This window comes from Sphingomonas sp., assembly GCF_031426035.1.
Taxonomy (GTDB): domain Bacteria; phylum Pseudomonadota; class Alphaproteobacteria; order Sphingomonadales; family Sphingomonadaceae; genus Sphingomicrobium.
The window spans coordinates 1-6,935 of sequence record NZ_JANPKO010000108.1; the positions used below are offsets into that span (position 1 = coordinate 1).

Here is a 6,935-nt window from a genome sequence, read left to right on the forward strand (position 1 = left end):
CGCTCGGCACCGGCCTTGAAGATCGCGATCGCGCGGCGGCGCACGCGCCGCTGCTTGGTCGCGCGCGGAGTCAGCGCGAGGCGCAGCGGCCGCCACTTGAGCAGCAGCAGCACCGCGGTGAACTTGGCCACGCTGAGCACCAATAGCAGCGTCAGCAGCTCGCCCAGCGTCGGCTCGGGCCGCCAGCTCCCCGCAAACACATCGAACCAATAATGCAGCAAGTCGGGCAGCGCGGCGAAGATCGCCAGCGTCGCCACCAGCACCAGTACCGCCCAGTGCAAGGCGACATCGTGGTAGGCATCGCTGCACTCGGTCGCCGCGGCGATGATCTCGCCGTCGCTGTTGGCCTCGGCCGCGGCGATCGCCGCGCTGACTTTGGCGTGGTCGGTTTCGGTCAGGCGCAGCATCACCAGCTTCCCCCCGCCCCGCCGCCGCCGAACGATCCGCCGCCGCCGGAGAAGCCGCCGAAGCCGCCGCCTCCCCCGCCGCCGAACCCGCCGAACCCGCCGCCGCCGCCGCCCCAGCCGCCGCGTGAGCCGCGGCTCAGCGCATCGAGGCCCCACAGCACCACCAGCGGATCGATCCCGCCGCCACGCTTGCGCCCGCCGCCGCGGCCGCGATACCGCCGCCCGCCGGCGCGGCGCAGCATCGACAGCCCGACGAACAAGGCGATCATCCCCCAAAAGATCAGCGGGATGATGCCCGGCCCCGATTGGGCGCGGGCCTGCTCGCGCTTGGCGGCTTCGGCCGCGGTGCGCTGCGCCTCGGCCGGGGTCAGGCTCATCGCCTTGATGATCTGGTCGGCGCCGGCCATGATTCCGCCCGCCATGTCGCCCGCCTTGAAGCGCGGCAAGATCGCTTCGCGGGTGATCACGCTCGACATCGCGTCGGTCAGGAACACCCGCGCGCCATAACCGGTGGTGATCCACACCTTGCGCTCGTTGGGCGCGACCAGCAGGATCACCCCGTCGTCCTTTTTCTCGTCGCCGAGCTGCCAGTGGCGGCCGAGCTGATAGGCATAATCCTGGACCGGCAGCCCTTCGAGGCTGTTGACCGTCGCCACCACGAACCGCCGCCCGCTCTTGGCGTACAGCGCCTCCGACTTAGACGTCAGGTCGAGCTCCTGCTCGGGGCGCAGCAAATCGGCTTGGTCGACCACCGGACTTCGCCCGCGCTCGGGAAAGGTCTGCGCGGAGGCAGGCGTGGCCAGCGCGAACAGCGCCAGCCACAGCACCGCGAACAGCTTGGTCACATCAACCGGCGGTGTTGAAGTCGACCTTGGGCGCGGTTTGCGAACCCGCGGCCGCCTCGAACGGGACCTTGGGCTTGGCGCCGTAGAAGATCTTGGCGCCGATCGCGTCGGGGAAGGTGCGGATGCGGGTGTTATAGCCGCGCACCGCCTCGTTATAGTCGCGCCGCCCGACCAGGATCGAATTCTCGGTGCCTTCGATCTGGCTCTGCAGGGTCAGGAAGTTGGTGTTGGACTTGAGGTCGGGATAGGCCTCCTGCAGCCGCTGGAGCGGGATGATCGCCGCGGTCAGCCGGCTTTGCGCCTCGTTGAACGCGCGGACCTTCTCGGGGTCGTCGAGGTCGGCCGCGCTGAGCGTCACGCGCCCCGCGCCGGCGCGCGCCTCGGTCACCTCGATCAGCACGTCGCGTTCCTGCTTGGCATAGCCCTGCACCGTCGCCACCAGGTTGGGGATGAGGTCCGAGCGGCGCTGGTATTCGCTCTGCAAATTGCCCCAGGCGGCGTTGACCTGCTCCTCGGCGGTGGGCACGCTGTTGAGCCCGCAGCCGGCGAGGCTGAGCGCGGCAAGCGGTGCGAACAGGCCTGTCCTGAGCGCAGTCGATGGGCCGAAACGACGCAATGCGGTCATCATGAAATCCCCTCAAAAACCGATCGTTGAGTGTAGGTAGACACGGCGACCCCCGCTTTCAATCATGCTACAGCGCGGCGGCACCTGGGGGAGACCGTCATGCTGCGTGAATTTCGCGACTTCATCGCCCGCGGCAACGTCCTCGACCTCGCGGTCGCGGTGATCATCGGCGCCGCCTTCGCCACCATCACCGCGAGCCTGACCGAGGACATCATCATGCCGCTGGTCGGGGCAGTCTTCGGCGGGCTCGATTTCTCCAGCAAGTTCGTCCTGCTCGGCCCGCTGCCCGACGCGTTCGCGGGCGACCCGGCGAGCTACGCCGATTTGAAAAAGGCCGGCGTGGCGGTGCTCGGCTGGGGCCAGTTCGTCACCATGCTGATCAATTTCCTGATCCTCGCCTTCGTCATCTTCCTCATCGTCCGCGCCGCCAACCGCCTGCGCCAGCGCGGCGAGGAGACGCCGGCGGGGCCGAGCGAGGCCGACCTGCTGACCGAGATCAGGGACGAACTCAGGAAGCGGCCTTAGGCCCCTACAGCCGCACCAGCATCTCGGGCGAGCGGTCCGAGGCGGGGCCGATGTCCCACACGATGCGGCGGCCGAGGGGGTCGGCGGCGGGGCCGTCCTCGCTGTTGTTGGTCAGCACCTCGCCCGCGGTGCGCACGGTCAGGCGGCCTTGTGCGCGCGACGGCGGTCCGTCGCCTGGGCCGGGCATGCCCATCGCCTTGGCGCGCGCCGCGAACGGCCCCTTGCCCCCGGCGAGCCCGGGCGCGGTGACCAGCACCGTACCGTCGCTCCGCTGGCGAATCTGGATGAACGGGATGACCAGATCGGTGTCGGGCAGCAGCGGAAACGCAAAATCCTGATCGACCCGGCCGTCGATGCGGTAATCGACCTCGAACACGCCCTTCCCCTTATACACCACCGAGCGCCAGCCGCGATATCTCATCATCGTCGCGGCGAACTTGCGGTTGGACTCGTCGTCGGCGCCGGGCAGCCCGAACATTTTGGCCATTTCCTCCGATTGCTTGCGCTTGGCGGCGAGCTTTTCGGCGGCGCTGGCGACATACGCGCCCTTGAGCTTGGCGATTTCGGCGGCGGTGCATGGGCGCACCGGGCTGGCCCCCTCGCTATCGGTCGCGGGCGCCTTGTCCGCAACCGTCTCGGCACTGCCGTCGGCGCGGCAGCGCGCCATCGCGTCGGACCACGGCTCGGGATTGGGATCGCCGCCCATCGCATCGGCCGATTGCAGCACGATCTCGCCCCGGTAGGCGAGGGTGAAGCCGCCGTCCTTGCGCAGGCTCAAATCGGAGGTGAACTTGCCCGGTCCCCACAGGCACCCGGTCAACGTCATTGCCGCCGCGGCGATCACGGCCTTGCCCCACCAGCGCATTGGCATTCTCCCCTGCCCGCGCGCCAAACTAGCCTATTTGGGGCGGCCGCTGAACCCCGCCGCGGTGCGCAACGCGTCGCCGTCCATGACAAAGCCGTCGCTGACCACCGTCACCACCCGCCGCAGCGCGCCAAGGTCGGCCGAGACATCGCCGTCGACCAGCACCATGTCGGCCTCCTTGCCGACCGCGATCGAGCCGGTGCGCTCGGCGATCCCGACCCGCCGCGCGGGGACGATGGTCGCCGACTGTAGCGCCTCGGCGTTGGTCATCCCGGCCAGCTTATACAGCTCGAGCTCGCGCACCAGCTCGATCCCCTGGCCATCGGTGCCGGCGACGATCGTCACCCCCGCCTTGTGCATCGCGCCGACCAGCCCGACCAATTTGTCGAAGCTCTTGCGGTAATCGTCGCGGGTATAGCCTTCGACCACCGGGTAGCCGCCGGCCTTGAAGAAGCGGTCGTAGGACGGCGACAAGATCCCCATGTACGCGGCGTAGGCGTCGGCGGGCACCCCGCCGTCCGATTTCATCGAGCCTTCCCACACCACCAACGTCGGGTCGATCACGGTCTTGCGCCGCGCCAGCTCGGCGATGAAGCTGCGCACCTCGGCCGAGTTCAAGTCGACATCCTTGCCGAACTTGGCCGGGCCCTCGAGCCGCTGCGCGGTGTTGGCGCGGTCGACCACGTCCTGCGGCATGAACTGCATCATCACGAAGTTGATGTGGGTGATCTCGTCATAGCCCGCCTTGACCGCGTCGAGCGGGCGCATCGTGGCGGGGACGTGGCCGAGCACTTGCAGCCCGAGGCGATGCGCTTCGGCGGCGGCGGGCGCGATCCACGCCGGATTCATCGAGGTGTAGAACTTCACCCCCCACAGCCCGGCGTCCTTCATCTTGCGCACCGCGGCGATCGCTTCCGCCGGGCTGGTCACGACTTCGGCGCCCTGCGCCGCGAGCGGGTGCTTCTGGTCGATGATCTGGGCGACGAACGGCTCGCCCATCAGCAGGTCGCCTGACTTCCAGCGTTTGGTCGCGTCGACCGCGCGGTCGATGTCGGTGCCGGGGCTGCGGAAGCTGGTGATCCCGGTCGCCATGTTGAGCAGCACGTTCCAGTCGTCGCCGATGTGGAGGTGGCTGTCCCACAGGCCCGGGACGAGCGTCTTGCCGCGGCCGTCGATGACGCGGCCGTTGGGCGGCGCTTTCAGCGACCCCGCGGCCGCGATCGCGCTGATCTTGCCGTCGGCGGCGAGCACCGCCTGGTTGTCGACGAACACGCCCTTGTCGGCGTCGAACAAGCGGACGTTGTCGAACAGCACCGGCGCCTTGGCCGCGGGATCGCGGAAGCGATGCGCGATCGCGCGCACCGCCTTGGCCGTCTCGGCGTCCTGGAAGTCGAGCATCGCCCGGATATTGCCTTCGTAGCCGGCGGGCATGGTCGAGATGTGGCTGACTTCGGCGAAATATTTGCCGTCGGTGTCGAGCCAGATCGGGGTCGGCGACGGGGCGATGCCGCGCACCCACGCCAGCTGCACAGTGCGCGGCCCGCTCGGGCCGGTGATCGCCAGCGTCGGGCCTTTTTCGAGCGTCGCGCGGCCGCTCGGGAACAAGGCAACGCCCTTGGCGCCGGCCTCGACCAATTCGGCGGCGAGCGGGATATTGGCCATGTTGGTGCCGCCGGTGGCGAGGTAGAACGCCGGCGCCGCGGCGACTTCACCGCTGTCGGCGGCGGCCTTCCACACTGCCTTGCCGTCGCGCATGGCAAAGGTCTCGGCGGCGTCGCCGTTGGGGGTCACCCCGCGGATCGCGATCGCGGTCGGCAGCCCGTCGGGGCCGAGCGTCATCACTTCGTCGATTTCGGTGATCCACCCGCGCAGCGACTGGGTGTAGCGCGAGGCGATCGAGCCGTCGGGCTGGGTCCACACCCACTGGTCGCCATGCTTGCCCGCCTGCGACACCACGACATAATGCGCGGCGTCCTTGGGCGGGACGAGCAATTGCTCCTTGGGCACCGGGGCGGCGAGCGCGGCGGTGGCGGCGCCGGCCAGCAACAGCGCGGCGGCAATGCGATGACGAATGCTCATGACAGGCTCCCCTTCAATATCGCGCGCTTGTCGCGAGGGGAGCCGCCCGGCGCAAGGCCCGCCTCGACCAATCGACCAACTGCAGCGCGGCGGTGCGGTCGCAGCGCCGACGCGGAAGAAGCGCTCTTCGCGGTCGCGCCGCTGCTCGGAAAGCTCGGTTGCCACGCTGGGCGTTAGCAAGTTGGTCTGCCCTCGACCCCTTAAATTGCGCCAATCGGGAACGCGTACTGCAAAGCCCGGTTGTGCGAAAACCGCTCACGAGAAGTGCGTGCAAATCTAAGTTGGGACTCAGTCGCCGGTGCCCGAGCGGCGAAAGGCCAGACATGAATCAACTTAACCGACTCGTCCACAAAATTGCTCTCGCCGCGGCACTTGCGCCGCCTAGCGGGCTCTTCGAGGGCGTGGACAAGCCGGCGGAGAATTCGCAATGAGGCCGACGATCACCGCCTTCGAATGTTCGCCCGATGAGGGACAAGGGCTGGCGCGCGACATGCGCGTGCGGTGGGCGCTGGAGGAAGTCGGTCAGCCCTACGACGTCCGCCTGCTGTCGATGGCCGCGCTGAAGGAACCCGAGCATCGGGCGCGCAACCCGTTCGGGAGTATCCCGACCTATGAGGAAGGCGACCTGACGCTGTTCGAATCGGGCGCGATCATCTTCCACATCGCCGAGCGCCATGAAGGGCTTTTTCCCGCCGAGGAAAATCGCCGGGCGCGCGTCATCGCCTGGATGTTCGCGGCGCTCAACACGGTTGAGCCGCCGATCGTCGAATGGGAAATGGCGCACTATTTCGAGCAAGACAAAAGCTGGCGCGACGAGCATAAGGCGATGATCGAGGAGCGGGTCCGCAACCGGCTCGGCGATTTGGCCAAGCGCCTCGGCGATGACGATTGGCTCGAGGGCAGCTTCAGCGCGGCGGACCTGCTGATGGTTTTGGTCCTGCGCAGGCTCGACGGATCGGGGATTGTCGAGGAATATCCCAATCTCGCGGCCTATGTGGCGAGAGGCGAAGCGCGGCCCGCCTACCAGCGCGCTTTCGCTGCCCAACGCAAAGTATTCGAAGTCGCGTCCGCCGACTAATTGAGCGATGTCGAAATCACGGTGGAAATGCGGTGAAAGTTTGCGAAATACTCGAAAATCCCACAGCCCGCAGATTTCGCTGTCCTACATTAGAAAATATGTGAGACACTCAGCCTGCCCGAGTCGCTTTGGGGCTCTTTCGAGCCGTCGATCCCGCCACCCTCTCCCGCCGCCCCCGCTTAGCCCCGTAAAGTCACAAAAATGGTCGCCGCGTACGGGACAATAGGGGCTTTAAGCGCGCGGCGGCGCTCCCGCGCAGTGTAAGGAAAAGGTCCAGGGGATTCTGTTGCCCGGCTCCCCTGGAAGCCGCTGGAATCCCCTTCTGTTGCCCGGTGGGGTCCAACCGCGCTTTTGTCTTTGTAACGTCAGACCGTTAGGCCGTCAGTTACGCAGCAATTGCGAGCGCCTCATTATCGTTGGCACTTGTGGTTATGAACGGTTTTACGGCGCATTCAGGCCGGTCGGCAGCTAAGACTTTATTGCACTCGTCGATCCTGTTTCGCCCCCATCA

6 protein-coding genes, 1 other RNA gene and 1 pseudogene are annotated in these 6,935 nt (G+C 67.4%); 2 read left to right on the plus strand and 6 right to left on the minus strand.

What is annotated here, in order from left to right:
* The 3 genes and pseudogenes from RMP08_RS08000 to RMP08_RS08010 form a co-directional block, all read right to left on the minus strand.
* A pseudogene (locus RMP08_RS08000) lies at nt 1-407 on the minus strand (hypothetical protein); the annotation flags it as partial.
* Nucleotides 407-1,252, minus strand: a complete 846-nt coding sequence (locus RMP08_RS08005) for a TPM domain-containing protein (RefSeq protein ID WP_310468470.1) — start codon at nt 1,250-1,252, stop codon at nt 407-409. The gene RMP08_RS08005 and the pseudogene RMP08_RS08000, both read right to left, overlap by 1 nt.
* 1 nt (nt 1,253) lies before the next feature.
* Nucleotides 1,254-1,877 (minus strand): LemA family protein, encoded by a 624-nt coding sequence (locus RMP08_RS08010; protein WP_310468471.1) that lies wholly within the window; start codon nt 1,875-1,877, stop codon nt 1,254-1,256.
* 99 nt (nt 1,878-1,976) lie between these two features.
* Here RMP08_RS08010 and mscL point away from each other — a divergent pair, with 99 nt between their 5' ends.
* The gene (mscL, locus tag RMP08_RS08015; RefSeq protein ID WP_310468472.1) at nt 1,977-2,402 is read left to right on the plus strand and encodes a large conductance mechanosensitive channel protein MscL; all 426 of its coding nucleotides are present in this window, start codon (nt 1,977-1,979) and stop codon (nt 2,400-2,402) included.
* A gap of 4 nt (nt 2,403-2,406) precedes the next feature.
* On the opposite strand, the gene RMP08_RS08020 is transcribed toward mscL, so the two are convergent.
* The gene (locus RMP08_RS08020; protein WP_310468473.1) at nt 2,407-3,267 is read right to left on the minus strand and encodes a hypothetical protein; all 861 of its coding nucleotides are present in this window, start codon (nt 3,265-3,267) and stop codon (nt 2,407-2,409) included.
* A gap of 33 nt (nt 3,268-3,300) precedes the next feature.
* Nucleotides 3,301-5,346, minus strand: coding sequence for an amidohydrolase family protein (locus RMP08_RS08025; protein ID WP_310468474.1), 2,046 nt, complete (start codon nt 5,344-5,346; stop codon nt 3,301-3,303).
* Between the two features lie 427 nt (nt 5,347-5,773).
* Between RMP08_RS08025 and RMP08_RS08030 the strand changes: the two genes are divergently transcribed.
* Nucleotides 5,774-6,424: a glutathione S-transferase family protein gene (locus RMP08_RS08030; RefSeq protein WP_310468475.1), complete on the plus strand. Its 651-nt coding sequence runs from the start codon at nt 5,774-5,776 to the stop codon at nt 6,422-6,424.
* A gap of 310 nt (nt 6,425-6,734) precedes the next feature.
* Here the strand turns inward: RMP08_RS08030 and ssrA are convergent.
* Nucleotides 6,735-6,935, minus strand: a transfer-messenger RNA (tmRNA) gene (ssrA, locus tag RMP08_RS08035); the annotation flags it as partial.

Coding starts and splice junctions, on each gene's coding strand:
- RMP08_RS08020 (WP_310468473.1), bottom strand. CDS start 3,267: ATGCGCTGGTGGGGCAAGGCCGTGATCGCCGCGGCGGCAATGACGTTG.
- RMP08_RS08010 (WP_310468471.1), bottom strand. CDS start 1,877: ATGACCGCATTGCGTCGTTTCGGCCCATCGACTGCGCTCAGGACAGGC.
- RMP08_RS08025 (WP_310468474.1), bottom strand. CDS start 5,346: ATGAGCATTCGTCATCGCATTGCCGCCGCGCTGTTGCTGGCCGGCGCC.
- mscL (WP_310468472.1), top strand. CDS start 1,977: ATGCTGCGTGAATTTCGCGACTTCATCGCCCGCGGCAACGTCCTCGAC.
- RMP08_RS08030 (WP_310468475.1), top strand. CDS start 5,774: ATGAGGCCGACGATCACCGCCTTCGAATGTTCGCCCGATGAGGGACAA.